The organism is Kribbella sp. NPDC056861, from assembly GCF_040687575.1.
Taxonomy (GTDB): Bacteria; Actinomycetota; Actinomycetes; order Propionibacteriales; family Kribbellaceae; genus Kribbella.
In genome coordinates, this window is sequence record NZ_JBFBNQ010000008.1 from 102,942 (window position 1) to 121,140 (window position 18,199).

Consider the following 18,199-nt stretch of genomic DNA (forward strand, 5'->3'; position numbering starts at 1 on the left):
GTGCCTTCGGTAAGTCTGGCCGGTCTGACAGCCCTCGAGGTCAAGAACGCCGTCGGGATGGCGGCCTACGCCCGAGGCCTCGGCTACACCCACAGCGGAGCGGTCCGCTCGGTCTGGTGGGACTCGGCGGCGACCGCACTGCGCGGCCGGGTCCGCGGACAGCTGGAGAGCCTGTACGAAGTCGCTGTCTTCGTCTCGCTCGACGACGACGGCCAAGCGAGCTATCTCGACGGTGAGTGCAGTTGCCCCGTCGGCCTCGACTGCAAGCACGTCGCCGCGCTGGCCTTGCAAGCCATTCTCTCCTCCGCTGAGGAGTCGGACCTGGCTGTCGTCACGGCGGCTGCTGACACGGAGCCGGCTGCCCCGGTCGTCCGAGCGCCTGGCTGGGAGACCTCGCTGAGCTCTCTGGTCGGTGGAGGGACACCTGGCGTCGCCGACCGAGCGGGCTCCGCGCCGCTCGCGATCGAGCTGAGCCTGGTGATTCCAGCGCAGTACTCCAGCAGGCACAGGTCGGGCTCGGCCGAACCGGTGCTCATCGCCCGGGTGATGAAACAGGGCAAGAACGGCTGGATCCGCGGCAACCTGACCTGGGCTGGCCTCGACAACCCGTACGGCGAACTGGTCAAGGCGCACTCGCAGGCCCTGCAGGAGCTGTACGCGTCGTACACCTCGCGCAGAGGCAGATCGAGCCAGTACGGCGACGACAAGACCCTCGAGCTGTCCGCCTTCGACAGCCGGCAACTCTGGCCGCTGCTCGACCAGGCGCTGGCCGTCGGCGTACGGCTCGTCTACAGCAAGAAACGGGCCGGCGATCTCGATCCGTACGGCGTCGCCGAGTTCTGCCTGGACGTCACCACCGTCGAGGCCTCCCGGTCCCTGCTGGTCCGCCCGGTCATCCGGATCGCCGACGGCCCGCAGGACGTCGTACCGGTCGAGTTCATCGGCGCCGAGGGGCACGGAGTCGTGTGGATGGATCGAGCGGAGCTGAAGCCTTCCGCGGAGATCGACGACCTGCGCTTCAAGCTGGCCAAGTTCACCCGGCCGGTCCCGCCGGAGCTTCAGCAGGTCGCCTTGGCCGGGCAGGAGCTGCGGATCCCGACGGCCGACAGCGCCCGCTTCCGCGCGGAGTACTACCCGAAGCTGCGGCAGGTGGCCACGGTCATCTCGTCCGACGAGTCGTTCACTCCACCGTCGATCTCCGGCCCGGAGCTGAGCCTGCAGGCCACCTACGGCGACGACCACGCGCTGGACCTCAGCTGGAGCTGGGTCTACCAGGTCGACGACTCGCAGCTGCGGGTGCCGCTGGGACCGGAGTCCGGTGGCGAGGTCTATCGCGATCTGGAGCAGGAACGCGAGATCCTGGCCGGCCTCGACCTGCGCGACGAGCCGACCTCCTCGCTCACAGGCTTCGACACCGTGCGCTTCAGCACCGAACTGCTGCCCCAACTGGCCGCGGAGCCCCGGGTCGACGTCGAAGTGACCGGTACGCCGGCGGAGTACCGCGAGGTCGGCGACTCGCTGACCATCGAGCTCTCCACCTCGGCCGAGGCCGGCGAGATGGACTGGTTCGACCTCGGCATCACCATCCGGGTCGAAGGACAGCGGCTCCCGTTCGTCAACGTGTTCCGGGCGCTGACGGCCGGCAAGTCGTCCGTGCTGATGACGAGCGGTGCCTACTTCAGTCTGCAGAAGCCCGAGCTTCAGGCGCTGCGGAATCTGATCGAGGAGGCAAGAGCCCTCCAGGACCTGCCCACCGAGAGCCTGAAGATCAGCCGCTTCCAGGTCGGCCTCTGGGACGAACTCGAGGCGCTCGGCGTGGTCGGCGAGCAAGCCGACGCCTGGCAGCAACAGCTGACCGCGCTGCGATCCGTCGAGACCGCAGACCAGACCGAGGTCCCGGCGACGATCGACGCCTCGCTGCGGCCGTACCAGGTCGAGGGCTTCCGCTGGCTCGCCTACCTCTGGAAGTTCGGGCTCGGCGGGATCCTGGCCGACGACATGGGCCTCGGCAAGACGCTGCAGACCCTGGCGCTGATCGCGCACGCCAAGGAGACCGATCCCGGGATCGCGCCGTTCCTGATCGTCGCGCCCACCAGCGTGGTGTCGAACTGGCCGGCCGAGGCGGGACGGTTCGCTCCGGGACTCAAGACGGTGGCGATCGCCGACACCCTGCGCCGCCGCGACCAGACCCTCGCCGAGGTGATCGGCGACGCCGACGTGGTGGTCACGTCGTACACGCTGTTCCGGCTGGACATCGACGCGTACGCCGACCGGTCGTGGGGCGGGCTGGTGCTCGACGAGGCCCAGGTCACCAAGAACCACCAGTCCAAGGTCTACCAGTGCTGCCGGCGGCTGCCCGCGCCGTTCAAGCTGGCGATCACCGGGACGCCGATGGAGAACAACCTGATGGAGCTCTGGTCGCTGCTGTCGATCACCTCACCGGGGTTGTTCCCCAGCCCGCTCCACTTCGACCAGTACTACGCCCGCCCGATCGAGAAGCAGGGCGACTTCGAGCGGCTGACCCAGCTGCGCCGCCGGATCAAGCCGCTGGTCAAGCGCCGGACCAAGGAGCAGGTGGCCGCCGACCTGCCGGCCAAGCTGGAGCAGGTGATCGAGGTGGAACTCTCTCCTCGGCATCGCAAGGTCTACCAGACCCACCTGCAGCGCGAACGGCAGAAGATCCTCGGCCTGGTCGAGGACTTCGACAAGAACCGGTTCACGATCTTCCGGTCGCTCACCATCCTGCGGCAGCTGAGCCTGCACGCCGGGCTGGTCGACGAGGCCTACGACGGCCTGCCCAGCGCGAAGATCGACGCCCTGCTGGAGCAGATCCCCGACATCCTGGGCAGTGGGCACCGGGCGCTGGTCTTCAGCCAGTTCACCGGTTTCCTCGATCGGGTCCGGCAGCGGCTGGACGCGGAGGGCATCGAGTACTGCTACCTCGACGGCAGCACCCGCGACCGGCCGGCCGTGCTGAAGAAGTTCAAGGACGGCGCCGCGCCGCTGTTCCTGATCAGCCTCAAGGCCGGCGGTGTCGGCCTCAACCTGACCGAGGCGGACTACTGCTTCCTGCTCGACCCGTGGTGGAACCCGGCCACCGAGGCGCAGGCGGTGGACCGGATCCACCGGATCGGGCAGCACCGCGCGGTGATGGTCTACCGGTTGATCGCGAAGGACACCATCGAGCAGAAGGTGATGGAGCTCAAGGAGCGTAAGGCGGCCCTGTTCGCCAGCGTGATGGACGAGGGCAACGCGTTCGGCGCGGGCCTGAGCCCGGACGACATCCGCGGTCTGTTCAGTTGAGCGGTCTGTCTAAAGTCGACCTATGACGGGCATTCTGCTGGAACTGGATCTGACGCGTGGGGTCCTCGAGACCTCGCCCGAGTCGCCGTTGGCCGCCTTCCGGGCGCGGCACCTGCCGACCATGCGCGAGCTGGTGCGGGCGCTGCGCAAAGGCGCGAAGGACGACCAGGTGGTCGGGCTGGTCGCTCATCTGGGCGGGACCGGGCTGTCACTGTCCCAGGTGCAGGACCTGCGGGAGGCCGTGGCCGACTTCCGGGCGTCGGGGAAGGGCGCTGTCGCCTGGACCGAGTCGTTCGGCGAGGTGGGCGGCGGCACGGTGCCGTACTACCTGGCGACGGCGTTCGACGAGATCTGGGTGCAGCCGTCGGGTGACCTGGCGATCACCGGGGTGAGCATCCAGGCGACCTTCGTCAAGGGTGCGCTGGACAAGGCAGGCGTGATTCCGCAGTTCGGCAAGCGCCGGGAGTACAAGTCGGCGGTCGAGACCTTCACCGAGAAGGAGATGTCCGGCCCGGCCCGGGAGATGGCGTCCCGGCTGGCCGAGTCGGCGTACGAGCAGATCGTCGAGGGCATCGCAGTACGCCGTCGGCTGGAGCCCGCGAAGGTGCGTGGGCTCGTCGACGATGCGCCGCTATCGGCGGAGGCCGGTCGCGAGGCGGGGCTGGTCGACCAGCTCGGCTACCGCTCGGACGTGTACGACGCGCTGGACAAGCGGCTGGGGGAGAACACCCCGCTGCTGGCCGAGCGCTACATCCGCCGCGGTCCCAGGACTCTCCAGGAGGTCCGTACCAATCTCCCGTGGCCGCAGAAGCCTGTGGTCGCCGTCATCCGGGTCAATGGAGGCATCAGCGTCGGCCGTAACTCCGGCGGCGGTCCGATCGGCGGCCCTGGCTCCGGCTCGGACACCATCGGAGCCGCTCTGCGGGCGGTAGCCGACGACGACAAGGTTCAAGCCGTCGTACTGCGCGTCGACAGCCCCGGCGGCTCGTACGTCGCCTCTGACGCCATCCGCCACGAGGTACTGCGGCTGCGAGCCACCGGCAGGCCAGTGATCGCCTCCATGGGCAGCGTCGCCGCATCCGGCGGGTACTTCGTGGCCATGCCGGCCGACGTGATCGTGGCGCAACCAGGCACCATCACCGGCTCCATCGGCGTCTTCTCCGGCAAGGGCGTCGTCCGCGATGCTCTCGGCCGGCTCGGTATCACCCAGCAGGCTGTCTCCGAGGGGCAGAACGCCCGGATGTATTCCGCCCAGGAGGAGTTCACCACTGAGCAGTGGGAGCGCCTGGAAGAGACGCTGGATCGCATCTACGACGACTTCGTCGGCAAGGCGGCTCTGGATCGCGGTCTACCGGTGGCGGACCTGGAGGCCCTGGCCCGCGGTCGGGTCTGGACCGGCGCCGACGCTCACGAGCGCAAGCTGGTCGACGAGTTGGGTGGCTTCGAGCACGCCGTACAGGTCGCTTGTGACCGGGCCGGGCTCGACCGGGACAACATCACGCTCACTGCGGCACCGCACCGGAACCTGCTGGATCGCCTGCGCCCGCCGGAGTCCACTGAGGACCTGGCGGCCACAGCGAAGGCCTGGAGCGCTGACGGGCTCACCAGCACCATCTACGCGGCTCTGGGGCTCCCGCCGACCGGTGTGCTCACCATGCCGATGAGCTGGCGGATCACTTAGGGTCGCGGTCTCCACCGGGGACCCAGAGGACGTCGCCGCCGGAGGAGAGGTTGGCGACCCGGCCGAGGATGAACAGCAGGTCGGAGAGCCGGTTCAGGTAGGTGATGGCGAGCAGGTTGACCGTGGGGCCGTGGGACTCGACGGCGGCCCAGGCAGCTCGCTCGGCCCGGCGGGTGACGGTGCGGGCGACGTTGAGGTAGGCCGCACCCGGCGTACCGCCCGGGAGGATGAACGAGCGCAGCTTGGTGAGGCGGTTGTTGTACTCGTCGCACCAGCCTTCGAGCCGGTCGATGTAGTCCTGGGTGATCCGCAGCGGCGGGTACTCCGGGTCCGGCGTGATCGGGTTGCACAGGTCCGCGCCGACGTCGAACAGGTCGTTCTGGATCCTGGTCAGCAGCATCACCAGGTTGCTGTTCAGGTGTCCGGCCGCGATCGCGACGCCGATCGCGGAGTTGGCCTCGTCGACGTCGCCGTACGCCGCCACCCGCGGATCGGTCTTCGAGGCCTTGCTCATGTCGCCCAGGCGGGTCTCGCCGGCGTCACCGGTCCGGGTATAGATCCGCGTCAAGTTCACAGCCATGTCACGGCACTCTACGCAAGGCTGCGACGGCGAGCCGATACCCTCCTCAGGTGGAACGGTTTCGGATCGCAGGTGAGGCACGGCTCGAGGGCAGCGTCGAGGTGGCAGGCGCGAAGAACAGCGTGCTGAAGCTGATGGCAGCGGCACTACTGGCAGAGGGCACGACGACGTTGCGGCAGGTGCCGGACATTCTCGACGTCACCTTCATGGCCCAACTGCTGGACCGGTTGGGTTGCTCGGTGACGGTCGACGCGGACGGCGCGAGCGCGACCATCGCCGTACCGGCGGAGATCGGCTACCAGTGCGACTACGAGCTGGTGCGCAAGCTGCGCGCCTCGATCTCGGTGCTCGGGCCGCTGCTCGGGCGCTGCGGCCGCGCGGAGGTCGCGCTGCCGGGTGGTGACAACATCGGCTCCCGCGGGCTGAACATGCACGTTGCCGGGCTGGAGTCGATGGGCGCGAAGGTGCACATCGAGCACGGTTTCGTGATCGCCGAGGCGCCGCAGGGGCTGCACGGCGCCGAGGTCTGGCTGGACTTCCCGAGCGTCGGCGCGACCGAGACGATCATGATGGCCGCGGTGCTGGCCAAGGGCACCACGGTGATCGAGAACGCGGCCCGCGAGCCGGAGATCCAGGACATCGCCGCGTTGCTGGTCGAGATGGGCGCCCAGATCGAGGGCGCCGGGTCGTCCCGGATCGAGGTGACCGGGGTGGACGGGCTGCTGAAGCCGGTCGACCACGTCACCGTGCCGGACCGGATCGTGGCCGGCAGCTGGGCGTTCGCGGCCGCCATCACCAAGGGCGACATCACCGTCTCGAACGGTCACGCCGAGCACCTCGAGCTGCCGCTGGACAAGCTGCACAAGGCCGGCGCCCAGATCACCGTGCTGAACCCGGGCTTCCGGGTGGTGATGAACGACCGGCCGAAGCCGGTCGACGTCGTCACGCTGCCCTACCCGGGGTTCGCGACCGACCTGCAGGCGTTCGTGATCGCGATGAACGCGCTCAGCGACGGCGCCGCGATGGTCACCGAGAACCTCTTCGAGGGCCGCTTCACCTTCGCCCAGGAGCTGACCCGGCTCGGCGCCCAGATCCAGACCGACGGCCACCACGCCGTCGTCCGGGGTGTGCCGCGGCTGTCCGGTGCTCCGGTGGTGGCCAGCGACATCCGCGCGGGTGCCGCGCTGGTGATCGCGGGCCTGGCGGCGGAGGGCGAGACATTGGTCTCAGCCGCGCACCATGTGCACCGCGGCTACACGGACTTCGCGGGCAATCTGCGCCGCCTCGGCGCTGATGTCACTGTGGAGCCGGACGACGCAGAGCTCTACTGGAACTAGATGCCTTAGGGTCGGTCGCATGACTGACCGCGTGATCAAGCCCGTCGGCCGTGGATTCCTCTTTCTCGACTCGCACCCGGTGGGCTGCGAGCAGCTCGTCAAGGGGCTGACCGAGCAGGTCGAGGCACGCAAGCCAGAGCGGCGTCCGGTCGCGCTCGTGATCGGCTCCAGCTCGGGGTACGGGCTGGCGGCGACGATCGCCGGGCTCGCGCGGTACGGGATCGACGGGGTCGGCATCTCCTTCGAGAAGGCGCCGGCCCGGCGTACGGGGAGTGCGGGGTGGTACCGGACCGCCGCCACCGCCGCGTACGCCGAGAGCGTCGGCAGCACCTTCCACTTCGTCAACGCCGACGCGTTTGCCGACACCACCAAGAGCGATGTGCTCGACCTGCTGCAGGAGAAGTTCGGGGGAGTCGACTACCTGATCTACAGCGTCGCTGCCCCGCGCCGGGTCGACCCGCGCACCGAGACGACGTACCAGTCGGCGATCAAGGCGATCGGTCAGCCCGCGCAGACCAAGAGCCTCGGGTACGACGAGGGCCTGCCGGTCCTGCAGGAGGTCGACATCGAGGTCGCCACCGACGACGAGGTCGCCGCCACCGTCGCCGTTATGGGCGGCGAGGACTGGGCCCGCTGGGTCGACGCCCTGGAAGACCGCAAGTTGCTCAAGGACGGCTTCACCACCGTCGCCCTGACCTACATCGGCTCCGAGCTCACCGGCCCGATCTACCGCCAGGGCTCGATCGGCGCCGCCAAGGCCCACCTGGAAGAGACCGCAAGCGAGTTGCGCCAGCGCGACGGCGTAGAAGCTCGTACGTCGGTCAACGGCGCCGCCGTCACCCAGGCCTCCTCCGCCATCCCCGGCATCGGCCTCTACGTCAGCCTCCTCCACCGAGTCCTCGGCGACGCCCTGCAAACCCCCATCCAGCAGTCGATCGCCCTCTGGGACCAGCTGACCGGCGAGAAGCCCCTCGACCTCGACCCCGAAGGCCGCATCCGCCTCGACCGCTGGGAACTCACCGACGACGTCCAAGCCGCCGTGAAGCAGCAGTGGAACGCCGTCACCCAGGAAAACATCGCAGACCTGGCAGACACCGTCTGGTTCTACGAGGAGATCCGTCGCCTCTACGGCTTCGACGTCCCCGGCGTCGACTACGAAGCCGCCGTCGAGGTCGACGTCGAGTGGCCGTAGCCAAAGCGACCGTGCTGCTGGCCGCAACGGCTGCCCTGGCAGGCTGCTCGCTCCTGAAGCCGACAGCAGCACCGCCGCCGTCCGGCGGCAAGCCGGACGCCTGCCATCTGCTCACCGACAAGCAGGTCCACCTCGCTCTTGGGGGAGCCCCCAAGTCGACCGAGGACCTGTCCTCTGCCGCGATGCCAGTGAGCTGCCGCTACGTCGGGCAAGGCGATGCCTATCTGACGATCAGCGCGCACCGGGTAACCGACGTGGTTGATGCACAGAGCGAACTGGCCGGTGCTCGGAAGAGTTGCCCGACCGCGACGGCTTTGGACACCAGCGAGATGAATGTGGACACCGCCACCGGGCTGATCTGTCCGGCAACGCCCACGGGTGGTGGCGCCATCACCTGGGCTGAGTGGCAGACCATCGTGCTGAAGGTGGAGCTCCGGCCCGGCGGGCAGCGCACACCCGCCGGTACCGGTCACCGGATCGCTCAGGCGACCAATCAGCTCCAGAGCAGTCTGACGGTCGACTCCTTCTAGCTACAGCGGCTTGAAGGAGACCATTTCCAGGACCAGGTCGCCGGCTTCGTCGGAGGCTTTCAGGTCGATGGTGGCGTTGATGCGCCAGTCGTGGTTGCCTTCGGGGTCGTCGATGATCTGCTGGACCTCCCAGTAGCCGGGGTGTTCCTCGACCATGAAGAGGGCCGGGCCGCGGGCGGCGGGGCCGGTGGGGAGTGAGTCGTGTTCGGCGTAGTACGCCGTACCGGCTTCGGCCCAGCGGCCGGCGTCCCAGCCGGAGTCGGTGTCCAGCTGGCCCAGCTCGGCCCAGCGGTGCAGTGAGACGAGCTCGACCCGGCGGAACATCGCGTTGCGGACCAGGACCCGGAAAGCCCTGCTGTTCAAGGTGATCCGGCGCGGGCCGAGCGGTACCGCGACGACGACCTCGGGGTCGCCGGGGTTGGTCAGCTCCTCCCACTCGTCGAGCAGGCTGGAGTCGGTCTGCCGGACGACCTCGCCGAGCCACTCGATCAGGTCGGTCAGGTCCTCGTTCGCCTTGTCCGGCGGCACGGTCTGCCGCAGCGCCTTGAACGCGTCGCTGAGGTAGCGCAGCACGATGCCCTCGGAGCGCGCCAGGCCGTAGTACTGGATGAACTCGCCGAACGTCATCGCCCGCTCGAACATGTCCCGGACGACGGACTTCGGCGACAACCCGGCCTCGGCGATCCACGGATGGGTCTGCCGGTAGATCTCCAACGTTGCCTCGAGCAACTCTTCCAGCGGCTTCGGCCAGCTGATCTCCTCGAGCAGCTCCATCCGCTCCTCGTACTCGATCCCGTCGGCCTTCATCCCCTGCACGGCCTCGCCCTTGGCGTGGTGCAGCTGCGCCATCAGGATCGCGCGCGGATCCTCCAGCGTCGCCTCCACCACCGACACCACGTCCAGCGCGTACGTCGGCTCTTCCGGGTCCAGCAGGTCGAGCGCAGCCAGCGCGAAGGTGGACAACGGCTGGTTCAGCGAGAAGTCCTTCTGCAGGTCGACCGTCAGCCGCAGCGTCCGGCCGAACTCGTCGGGCTCGTCCAGCCGCTCGACCACACCCGCGGTGAGCAGCGTGCGGTAGATCTGGATCGCCCGCCGGATCAGCCGGATCTGCGACCGGGAGTCCTCGTGGTTGTCCTGCAGCAGATGCCGCATGCTCGCAAAAGCGTCGCCGTCGCGGGCGATCACGTTCAGCAGCATCGCGTGGCTGACCCGCATCTTCGACTGCAGCGGTTCGGGGTCGGCCGCGACCAGCCGGTCGAAGGTGTCCTCGCCCCAGGTGACGAACCCCTCCGGCGGCTTCTTCTTCTGCACCCGGCGCTGCTTCTTCGGGTCGTCACCGGCCTTCGACATCGCCCGGACGTTCTCGATCACGTGATCCGGCGCCTCGACGACGACGGTGCCGGAAGTGTCGTACCCCGCCCGCCCTGCGCGGCCGGCGATCTGGTGGAACTCCCGCGCCTTCAGGATCCGCTGCCGGCGTCCGTCGTACTTGCTCAGCGCGGTCAGCACCACCGTGCGGATCGGCACGTTGATGCCGACGCCGAGCGTGTCCGTGCCGCAGATGACCTTCAGCAGACCGGCCTGCGCCAACTGCTCGACCAACCGCCGGTACTTCGGCAGCATGCCGGCGTGGTGCACACCGATCCCGTGCATGATCAACCGCTGCAGCGTCTTGCCGAAGCCGGAGCTGAACCGGAAGTGCCCGATCAGCTCCTTGATCTTGTCCTTCTCTTCCTTCGTGCAGACGTTGATGCTGGTCAGCGCCTGGGCGCGTTCCAGCGCGGACGCCTGGGTGAAGTGCACGACGTACACGGGGGACTGGTTGGTCACCAGGAGCTCTTGGAGCGTCTCGTGCAGCGGCGTCGTGACGTACTTGTAGATCAGCGGCACCGGGCGCTCGGCCGACGAGACGATCGAGGTCGGCCGTCCGGTCCGCCGGGCCAGGTCGAGCTTGAACCGGTCGACGTCGCCGAGCGTCGCCGACATCAGGATGAACTGCGCGTGCGGCAGCTCCAGGATCGGCACCTGCCAGGCCCAGCCGCGGTCGGGCTCGGCGTAGAAGTGGAACTCGTCCATCACCACCTGGCCGACGTCGGCGGCCGCGCCCTCGCGCAGGGCGATGTTGGCCAGCACCTCGGCGGTGCAGCAGATGATCGGGGCGCCGGCGTTGACCGAGGCGTCACCGGTCAGCATGCCGACCTTGTCGGCGCCGAAGACGTCGCAGAGCGCGAAGAACTTCTCCGACACCAGCGCCTTGATCGGCGCGGTGTAGAAGGTGCGCTTGCCGTGCGCGAGCGCGGCGAAGTGCGAGCCGGTGGCGACCAGGCTCTTCCCGGACCCGGTCGGGGTGGACAGGATCACGTTCGATCCGGTCATCACCTCGATCAGCGCCTCCTCCTGCGCCGGATACAACGTGATGCCCTGTTCGCCCACCCAGGTCGCGAAGGCGTCGTACAGGGCATCGGGCTCAGGGGTCTCCGGCAGCTTCTCGGTCAGCGTCATCTCTGCCATTGTCCCGCATCGGTCAGAAGAGAGCCGCCACCAGGTCTGCGGGGTCCCGCGAGGCGGGCCAGTCGCTGACCTGGCCGTCGCCGAGTTCGACGATCCGCCAGGCGCCGTCGGTACGGCGTACCAGGTCGACGGTGACGAAGGGCAGCGCCAGATCGCTGACCAGCGGCTCCACCTCGATCAGGTCGAGCCCGTCGGGCAGCTCGTCCGGGGTGTCGGGATGCGGCGTGACGAGCGCGCAGCGACCGCCGATCCACCAGGTCCTCGCCTCGGCGCCGGTGAACTCCTCGAACCGCCGCAGCACGAACCCGCCCGTGAACGCGTCGCCCCGCAACTCCAGGAACCGCGTCGCGATCCGCTGGACGGCCTCCCGGTCGGCGAGCTCGGGGATGAACGCCGCCTCGGACCAGTAGTGCTTCATCGACTTCACATAGTCACGCAGTACTGCGGGCCCGCCGCCGAGCCGCTCGCAGACGGCGTCCAGTCCCGCCAGATCCGGCCCCTCGGTCCACGCGGAGTCCGGCGTCAACGGCCTCAACGCCTCGTACCACCCCGGCAACTCATGCGCCACCTTGTACTCGTCGCCGCTGGTCCGCAGCGTCACCCGCCGGGCATCGAGTGCCTTGGCGAACCCGTAGTACTCGGTCGCCGTCATCATCCAGCCGCGATAGACCACGTCATCACCAGCCGGTACTCCGGCCACCGCCTCGTCCGGCCGCCCGAGCGCGTCATGGTCGATCCGCGCCACGGCGACGCCGCCGTCGCGCGCGGCAGCAGCCTGCGCGGCGAAATGCGGATCCACTCGACGTGGGTTCAGCGGGTCGCCCGGTACCAACAGCATGCAGTGAATTGTCCCTGCCCGGCACGATCTTCGCCCCTCGTTTCCGCGAGCCAGGCAGCGGACTTCTGGCTGTAACCGGCGGAAACACGGCTGATCAATGTGGCTTGTAGCTTCACCGGGGTGACAGATTCGTCCCGGCGCCGGGTCCGGCTGTGGTTCGGTCCGCACCAGATCGGCGACTACATCGGCGAGGCGGCGCACGCCGACCGCTACGAGGCCGCCATGCGCCGCCGCTTCCCCGGCCTGGAGATCACCAACGAGGCCCTGGCGGCCCGAAGCCCCCCTGCCGCGAGCCGCCAGGAGCACTAGCGAACAGCGCGCGAAGGCGGCGCCGGCTTCTCATCGGTCCACCCCGACTCGAGCACCACACTCGCGCCCTGCTTGAGCCCGTCGTACTCCGAACTCAGCAGCCGCCCGGTGCCCGGATCGACGATGTAGTTGGTGCGCCCGTCGTACGCCCTGGTCGGGCTGCCGGAAGGCTGACCGCGTTTCGCCCAATCCAGGCTGATCTGCGTACCAACTCGCCCGATCGGATCCTTGACGCCCTCCTCCAACCGAACCCCCGGCAGCATCGACAGCACCCGCAGCGCGGCCCCGCGCAACTTCGGCGGCGACGGCATCTCGAACAGCAGCCGTCCAGCCGCACTGAAGACCTGATAGTTGACGTCGTCCGCAGTCAGACCGGGCTCAGCGGAGGCCGCAAGGACCGCATAGAGCTTCGCGGGATCGGTGGGCAGCGCCTGGATCTGCTGGGCGGTCACCGGCTTCACCCCGCTGAGGTAGTAGCCCGGCGGCACCTGATCGAACGTCATCTTGTTGACGACCGGCTCACTCGGCGCCATCGTCACCGGATCCGTCTCAGTCATCGGCCACTGCGTCGGCGCCCCCTGCGCCCGCCACTTGGCCGTGTCCGCGGCAGTCGCCGGCCGAGCCCCGAGCTCAACCCACCCGAACCACGACTCGACCCCTTGGCGCATCGGCATCCAGCTCTCGGTGATCGACCTCTGCGCGATGCTGTACTTCGGCGAGCCGACCCGCAACAGCCCGCGGATCTGCAGGTTGCGCACCCGGAAGTACTTCCCGGACACCTTCTCGTTGCTCTCCTGCTTCATCGCGAGCTGAACCAGCGCCTGGCTGACCGTGACCAGCCGAGGAGTCGTCGGGCTGACCGTGCTCGGCACCGGCCCTGCATCACCGGCCCCAGGTCCAGGGGAGAGGAACAGCGGCGTGGCGAGTGCAGCGAGCGCCACCGCGGCGGTGGTCGCGGTCAACGCGATTCCCACTCGACCGGATTTCGCAGCGGCGTACCAGCGATCGCGTCGCCGGCTGTCCCCCGCCTCACGGATCAACGCCTGCACCTGTCGGCGAGCGGCGGCGGTCGTCTCCCTGGACGGCCCCGGCTGCTCGGGGAACGCCGAGCGAATCTTGTCGAACTCGTTCATCTCAGACCTCGTCACGAGTGGCGGTCGGATCGGTGTGGCCGAGTTGTTCGCGGACCACCCGGCGGGCCCGGGACAGGCGTGAGCAGACCGTCCCGTAGGCAATGCCGAGCGCGGCCGCGACCTCGTCGTACGTGAGTTCGCCGAGCGCCACGAGCATCAGTACCTCGCGGTCCTTCGCCGAGACCTTCGCCAGCGCAGCGGCCAGTTCGCGACTCGCGCCCTGAGCCGTCACCTGGGCGGCGACCCGCTCCTCATGCCCGCCGGACGGCGCAGGCAGCGGCAACTTCGCAGCAGCCCGCCAGGCCCGTACTTCGTCCCGCCGGTGCCGCCGGATCAGATTGGTCGCGATCCCGTACAGCCAGGCGCGCACGACGCCGCTGCGGCTGTCGAACTTCGCGCGCTGCCGGAACGCGATCAGGAACGTCTCCGCGGCCAGGTCGTCGGCCAGGTCGCTGCCCAGCCGGCGGGCGACGTACGAGTGCACCTGCGGGAAGTAGCGGTCGAAGATCAGCGTGAACCGGTCCGGTTCGCGTGCCGACGCCTCGAGGGTGCGGGCGTCTTCGTCCGGGATCACCGCCCCAGCCGCTCTGGACACCACCGGCCGACCGGGCAACGCGAGCGTCGCCAAGGCGAGGTCGGGCGTCATCGGACTCCTCAAGCTGCCGGCCGGACGTTCGCCGGGATCGATGGATCCCGGGGCAGCGCTCGTACTGCCGTCCGGCTCACCCTGTACTTGTCCGATCTCCCCGGCACCCTTCTCGACCCCACCGACAGTTCGTGTCAGTGACGCCCTGGGGAGCGATCCGGATGACAGTGCAGGGTCAGGAGCTCTTCAGGAACCCCCGGGCCGCCTGCTCGTCGGCCGGCCAGACGTAGACGCTCCAGCCCTGCTTGTTCCCGGTCTTGGTCCGGGCCGCGGTCGCCTTGATGCCGAAATCCTTCAGCATCGACACCTTCACCCGCGCCTCGTTGTAGCTGCCGACCATCTTCACCTCGACCAACAGTCCGAAACTGTCCGGTTGAGCGGGGGAGTAGTCAGTACGGCGCACCAGCGACCCACCCTTGGCCTTGGAGAAGGCCCAGCGAGTGAGCAGCACCATGCCCCCGATCAGCACCAGGGCCACGACCGGGAAGAGAAAGTAGTGCTCAGCGAACACGGACACCATTGTCTCAGTGATTGAAAGGTCCCGAGCCCTTGGCAACCTTCCGTGTCGCCAGGGAGTCTTTAGAGGGTGTCTGGGGACTCCGCGCCTACTGCGCTGCACTCGGCACGGCATCTCGCCGCACTGGAGCAAAGGCCACGATGGAAAAACATCGAGGCCTTCACTCCAGCACGGCGAGCTACCGCACCGAGCACATGCTCGCTACGGCGCGGAGCCCCCAGACACCCTCTACCAACACACGCTGCAAGCGCGGCCGATTCTCGGGGGCCGCCGGAAGAGCGGAGGGCACGGACATGCTCGCACCGACCCACGTGATCTACCTGACCGGGCTACTGGACGTCCGGTCGGTAGGCGACGTACGACAGCAACTCAACTACCTGATCGACAACTCCGAAGGCGACGTCATCGTCGACCTGGAATCCCTCGACGCCCTGGACGCGACCGGCCTGGGCCTCCTGGTGGCAGCCCATCGCCGCACCCAACTCCTCGGCCGCCAACTCGTACTACGCCACCCGCTGCCGTCGGTGATCCGCATCCTCGCGGTCACCCGACTGCACCGAATCCTGCACGTGGAGAGGACCCCACTCCCGATCTCCGCCTAGCTGCGCGCCCGCCTCCTTGGCGCTCCAATCCACCCCTCGGCTCCTCCGTCGCGGGTGGTCAGTGGCGCGCCGATCCAGCGAGGCAGACGGCGACTCCGTCAGCCCAACTCCCACCTTGCGAAGATCTGCAGCGCTGCCTCGATCTGCGCCTTCGTACGGTTGTCCGACACCCCAACCACCCTGACAAAAATCACGGAGGTCCCCGGGTCGGCGGCAACAAACAACGTCACCGACGCCCGGCCTGCAAGCGGGTAGTCGTACCAGACGCCCTGTTCGACATCGGTCATAGGCAGGGCGCTCTCGATGGCCTGCCAGTCCGACTCGTCGAACCCGTACCCGACGAACTCCGCCACCGACTCGCACAGCGGCCGCAAGTTGCTGTCGATGATCCAGCGGTCCTCGACGACGCTTCCAGCATCCGGAGTGGTCATCTCTCAGCTCCCAGTTTCTGCCTTGGTCTGTCCTAGCCACGGCGGTGTGACCTACTCCGCTATGACACCAGTCACGAGAGTAGGACTCACAAGAGCACAGAGTCCTACTCTCGAGTACATGAGCAGCCAGAAGGACCGCCCCTGGGTGATGCGGACGTATGCCGGCCACTCCTCGGCCGCGGAATCCAATGCGTTGTTCCGGCGCAATCTGGCCAAGGGGCAGACCGGGCTGTCGGTTGCCTTCGACCTGCCCACCCAGACCGGGTACGACGCTGATCACCCGCTGGCGAAGGGTGAGGTCGGCAAGGTCGGGGTGCCGGTGGCGCATCTCGGTGACGTCAGAGCGCTCTTCGACCAGATCCCGCTGGCGCAGATGAACACCTCGATGACGATCAACGCGACCGCGATGTGGCTGCTCGCGCTCTACCAGGTCGCCGCGCAGGAGCAGGGTGCGTTGCCGGACGAGCTCACCGGCACCACCCAGAACGACATCGTCAAGGAATACCTGTCCCGCGGCACCTACGCCTTCCCGCCGGACGCGTCGCTCAGGCTCAGCACCGATCTGATCGCTTACACCGTCTCCAACGTCCCGCAGTGGAATCCGATCAACATCTGCAGCTACCACCTGCAGGAGGCCGGCGCGACGCCCGTGCAGGAGTTGGCGTTCGCGCTCTCGACGGCGATCGCAGTACTGGATCGGGTGCGTGACGGCGGTCAGGTCCCGGCGGAGCGGTTCGGCGATGTGGTTCAACGCATCTCGTTCTTCGTCAATGCGGGCGTGCGGTTCATCGAGGAGACCTGCAAGATGCGCGCCTTCGTGCGCCTGTGGGACGAGATCTGTCTCAACCGGTACGGCGTGACCGACGCCAAGGCCCGTCGGCTCCGGTACGGCGTACAGGTGAACTCGCTCGGCCTCACCGAGGCGCAGCCCGAGAACAACGTGCAGCGGATCGTGCTGGAGATGCTCGGCGTCACGCTCTCCAAGAATGCCCGCGCCCGCGCCGTCCAACTGCCTGCCTGGAACGAGGCGCTCGGATTGCCGCGACCGTGGGATCAGCAGTGGTCGCTCCGGATGCAGCAAGTGCTCGCGTACGAGTCGGACCTGCTCGAGTACGAGGACATCTTCGACGGCTCACACGTGATCGAGGCCAAGGTGGACGAGCTCGTCGCCGGGGCGCAGGAGGAGATCGATCGCGTCCAGGCGATGGGAGGTGCGGTGGTCGCGGTCGAGAGCGGCTATCTCAAGCAGGCGCTGGTCGCGTCGCACGCCGAGCGCAGGCAGCGGATCGAGTCGGGCGAGCAGGTCGTTGTCGGGGTCAACAAGTTCGAGAACACCGACCCGTCGCCGCTGACCGCCGACCTCGACACCGCGATCCAGACGGCGGATCCGCAGGCCGAGGCGGCCGCGTTGACCTCGCTAACCAAATGGCGCGAGCAGCGGGACCCGAAGGCGGTCGAGGAAGCGCTCTCCCGACTCCGTGAGGCCGCGAAGGGCACCGAGAACCTGATGCAGGCCACCCTCACCTGCGTCCGCGCCGGCGCGACGACGGGGGAGTGGGCGGGCGTACTGCGGGAGATGTTCGGTGAGTACCGCGCACCGACCGGCGTCTCGAGTTCGGTCGGCGTCTCCGGCGGCGGCGAGGCGATCGCCGCTGTGCGCGTGAAGGTCGCCGAGACCTCGGAGGAACTAGGCGGCCGGCTGCGTTTCCTGGTCGGCAAACCCGGCCTCGACGGCCACTCGAACGGCGCCGAGCAGGTCGCGGTACGGGCTCGTGATGTCGGCTTCGAGGTGATCTACCAGGGCATCCGGCTGACGCCCGAGCAGATCGTCGCCGCCGCGGTCGCCGAAGACGTGCACTGTGTCGGCCTGTCGATCCTGTCCGGCTCGCACATGGAGCTCGTCCCGCAGGTCGTCAAGGGACTGCGCGAAGCCGGCCTGGAGGACGTACCGGTCGTTGTCGGCGGCATCGTCCCCGACGCCGATTCCCGAGCCCTCCAGGCGGCCGGCGTCGCCGCCGTCTACACCCCGAAGGACTACGACCTGACCGGGATGATGGGCAGCGTCGTCGACGTGATCCGCCGCGCGAACAACCTCTAGCCCTGCTTGGTCGCGATCAGGTCCTCGACGGCCTTCGGGATGGTGGTCTCGAAGTCGAGGAGCTTGGCCCAGGTCAGGGTGACGGTGAGGACGACCATCTCGTCGTAGAGCGCTTTCACGCCTTCGAGCCAGCCGCCGTACTGCTCCTCGGTCATCACCTTGCGGCCCGCGACCAGGTAGCCCTCCGGGATGCCCTGGATCAGTTCGACCTCGGTCACGCCGCGCAGCAGCAGGACCTTGGGCGGGAAGGCGCCGGTGTCGATGGTGAGCGCGACCTTCGGGTTCCTGCGCAGCGCCGCGACCTTCGCCGCCTTCGGCACGGTCGCCATCACCAGCTTCTCGCCCTCCATCCAGAAGCCGATCGGGATCACTCGCGGGTCGCCGTCCAGGCCGTCGTAGGCCAGCCGGGCCGGCTCGGAGCCGTTCAGCAGGTCCTGCGCGTACGGCTTGGCCAGGATCTCGGCGATCTCGGTCTGGTTCATGGTGCTGAT

16 protein-coding genes are annotated in these 18,199 nt (G+C 68.3%); 8 read left to right on the forward strand and 8 right to left on the reverse strand.

Going from position 1 to position 18,199, the window contains the following annotated elements:
• Together AB0P21_RS34870 and sppA are read left to right on the forward strand one after the other, a co-directional pair.
• The gene (locus AB0P21_RS34870; protein WP_363702535.1) at nt 1-3,303 is read left to right on the forward strand and encodes an SNF2-related protein; all 3,303 of its coding nucleotides are present in this window, start codon (nt 1-3) and stop codon (nt 3,301-3,303) included.
• A 22-nt stretch (nt 3,304-3,325) separates the two neighbouring features.
• On the forward strand, nt 3,326-4,984 hold the full coding sequence (sppA, locus tag AB0P21_RS34875) for a signal peptide peptidase SppA (RefSeq protein WP_363702537.1): 1,659 nt from the start codon (nt 3,326-3,328) through the stop codon (nt 4,982-4,984).
• Here the strand turns inward: sppA and AB0P21_RS34880 are convergent.
• The gene (locus AB0P21_RS34880) at nt 4,977-5,564 is read right to left on the reverse strand and encodes a cob(I)yrinic acid a,c-diamide adenosyltransferase (protein ID WP_363702539.1); all 588 of its coding nucleotides are present in this window, start codon (nt 5,562-5,564) and stop codon (nt 4,977-4,979) included. The genes sppA and AB0P21_RS34880 overlap by 8 nt on opposite strands.
• A gap of 50 nt (nt 5,565-5,614) precedes the next feature.
• Between AB0P21_RS34880 and murA the strand changes: the two genes are divergently transcribed.
• From murA to AB0P21_RS34895, 3 genes are read left to right on the forward strand one after another with little or no spacing between them, the layout of a single operon-like run.
• Nucleotides 5,615-6,901, forward strand: a complete 1,287-nt coding sequence (gene murA / locus AB0P21_RS34885) for a UDP-N-acetylglucosamine 1-carboxyvinyltransferase (protein ID WP_363702541.1) — start codon at nt 5,615-5,617, stop codon at nt 6,899-6,901.
• 19 nt (nt 6,902-6,920) lie between these two features.
• Nucleotides 6,921-8,093 (forward strand): enoyl-[acyl-carrier-protein] reductase FabV, encoded by a 1,173-nt coding sequence (gene fabV, locus AB0P21_RS34890; RefSeq protein ID WP_363702543.1) that lies wholly within the window; start codon nt 6,921-6,923, stop codon nt 8,091-8,093.
• A complete protein-coding gene (locus AB0P21_RS34895) occupies nt 8,084-8,623 on the forward strand; it encodes a hypothetical protein (RefSeq protein ID WP_363702545.1) in 540 nt (179 codons plus the stop codon). Before fabV ends, AB0P21_RS34895 begins: the two co-directional genes overlap by 10 nt.
• Here the strand turns inward: AB0P21_RS34895 and AB0P21_RS34900 are convergent, their stop codons facing one another.
• The gene (locus AB0P21_RS34900; RefSeq protein ID WP_363702547.1) at nt 8,624-11,125 is read right to left on the reverse strand and encodes a DUF3516 domain-containing protein; all 2,502 of its coding nucleotides are present in this window, start codon (nt 11,123-11,125) and stop codon (nt 8,624-8,626) included.
• Between the two features lie 22 nt (nt 11,126-11,147).
• Nucleotides 11,148-11,972, reverse strand: a complete 825-nt coding sequence (locus tag AB0P21_RS34905) for an ATP-grasp domain-containing protein (RefSeq protein ID WP_363702549.1) — start codon at nt 11,970-11,972, stop codon at nt 11,148-11,150.
• Between the two features lie 120 nt (nt 11,973-12,092).
• Between AB0P21_RS34905 and AB0P21_RS34910 the strand changes: the two genes are divergently transcribed.
• The gene (locus AB0P21_RS34910) at nt 12,093-12,281 is read left to right on the forward strand and encodes a hypothetical protein (RefSeq protein WP_363702551.1); all 189 of its coding nucleotides are present in this window, start codon (nt 12,093-12,095) and stop codon (nt 12,279-12,281) included.
• On the opposite strand, the gene AB0P21_RS34915 is transcribed toward AB0P21_RS34910, so the two are convergent.
• The 3 genes from AB0P21_RS34915 to AB0P21_RS34925 all read right to left on the reverse strand — a co-directional run bounded on the left by AB0P21_RS34915 (nt 12,278) and on the right by AB0P21_RS34925 (nt 14,580).
• Nucleotides 12,278-13,414 (reverse strand): CU044_5270 family protein, encoded by a 1,137-nt coding sequence (locus AB0P21_RS34915; protein ID WP_363702553.1) that lies wholly within the window; start codon nt 13,412-13,414, stop codon nt 12,278-12,280. The genes AB0P21_RS34910 and AB0P21_RS34915 overlap by 4 nt on opposite strands.
• Nucleotide 13,415: 1 nt before the next feature.
• Nucleotides 13,416-14,060 (reverse strand): RNA polymerase sigma factor, encoded by a 645-nt coding sequence (locus AB0P21_RS34920; protein WP_363702555.1) that lies wholly within the window; start codon nt 14,058-14,060, stop codon nt 13,416-13,418.
• Nucleotides 14,061-14,235: 175 nt separating this feature from the next.
• A complete protein-coding gene (locus tag AB0P21_RS34925) occupies nt 14,236-14,580 on the reverse strand; it encodes a hypothetical protein (RefSeq protein ID WP_363702557.1) in 345 nt (114 codons plus the stop codon).
• A gap of 290 nt (nt 14,581-14,870) precedes the next feature.
• On the opposite strand from AB0P21_RS34925, the gene AB0P21_RS34930 reads away from it, so the two are divergent.
• Nucleotides 14,871-15,179, forward strand: a complete 309-nt coding sequence (locus tag AB0P21_RS34930) for an STAS domain-containing protein (protein WP_363702559.1) — start codon at nt 14,871-14,873, stop codon at nt 15,177-15,179.
• 98 nt (nt 15,180-15,277) lie between these two features.
• On the opposite strand, the gene AB0P21_RS34935 is transcribed toward AB0P21_RS34930, so the two are convergent.
• A complete protein-coding gene (locus AB0P21_RS34935; RefSeq protein ID WP_363702561.1) occupies nt 15,278-15,610 on the reverse strand; it encodes a hypothetical protein in 333 nt (110 codons plus the stop codon).
• Nucleotides 15,611-15,728: 118 nt separating this feature from the next.
• On the opposite strand from AB0P21_RS34935, the gene AB0P21_RS34940 reads away from it, so the two are divergent.
• Nucleotides 15,729-17,708, forward strand: coding sequence for a protein meaA (locus tag AB0P21_RS34940; RefSeq protein ID WP_363702563.1), 1,980 nt, complete (start codon nt 15,729-15,731; stop codon nt 17,706-17,708).
• Here AB0P21_RS34940 and AB0P21_RS34945 read toward each other — a convergent pair.
• Complete coding sequence (locus AB0P21_RS34945; RefSeq protein ID WP_363702565.1) at nt 17,705-18,190, reverse strand: pyridoxamine 5'-phosphate oxidase family protein; 486 nt, start codon at nt 18,188-18,190, stop codon at nt 17,705-17,707. The genes AB0P21_RS34940 and AB0P21_RS34945 overlap by 4 nt on opposite strands.
• Between the last annotated feature and the right edge of the window lie 9 nt (nt 18,191-18,199).

Coding starts and splice junctions, on each gene's coding strand:
- AB0P21_RS34920 (WP_363702555.1), bottom strand. CDS start 14,060: ATGACGCCCGACCTCGCCTTGGCGACGCTCGCGTTGCCCGGTCGGCCG.
- AB0P21_RS34880 (WP_363702539.1), bottom strand. CDS start 5,564: ATGGCTGTGAACTTGACGCGGATCTATACCCGGACCGGTGACGCCGGC.
- AB0P21_RS34925 (WP_363702557.1), bottom strand. CDS start 14,580: ATGGTGTCCGTGTTCGCTGAGCACTACTTTCTCTTCCCGGTCGTGGCC.
- AB0P21_RS34935 (WP_363702561.1), bottom strand. CDS start 15,610: ATGACCACTCCGGATGCTGGAAGCGTCGTCGAGGACCGCTGGATCATC.
- AB0P21_RS34930 (WP_363702559.1), top strand. CDS start 14,871: ATGCTCGCACCGACCCACGTGATCTACCTGACCGGGCTACTGGACGTC.
- AB0P21_RS34940 (WP_363702563.1), top strand. CDS start 15,729: ATGAGCAGCCAGAAGGACCGCCCCTGGGTGATGCGGACGTATGCCGGC.
- sppA (WP_363702537.1), top strand. CDS start 3,326: ATGACGGGCATTCTGCTGGAACTGGATCTGACGCGTGGGGTCCTCGAG.
- AB0P21_RS34900 (WP_363702547.1), bottom strand. CDS start 11,125: ATGACGCTGACCGAGAAGCTGCCGGAGACCCCTGAGCCCGATGCCCTG.
- AB0P21_RS34905 (WP_363702549.1), bottom strand. CDS start 11,972: ATGCTGTTGGTACCGGGCGACCCGCTGAACCCACGTCGAGTGGATCCG.
- AB0P21_RS34945 (WP_363702565.1), bottom strand. CDS start 18,190: ATGAACCAGACCGAGATCGCCGAGATCCTGGCCAAGCCGTACGCGCAG.
- fabV (WP_363702543.1), top strand. CDS start 6,921: ATGACTGACCGCGTGATCAAGCCCGTCGGCCGTGGATTCCTCTTTCTC.
- AB0P21_RS34915 (WP_363702553.1), bottom strand. CDS start 13,414: ATGAACGAGTTCGACAAGATTCGCTCGGCGTTCCCCGAGCAGCCGGGG.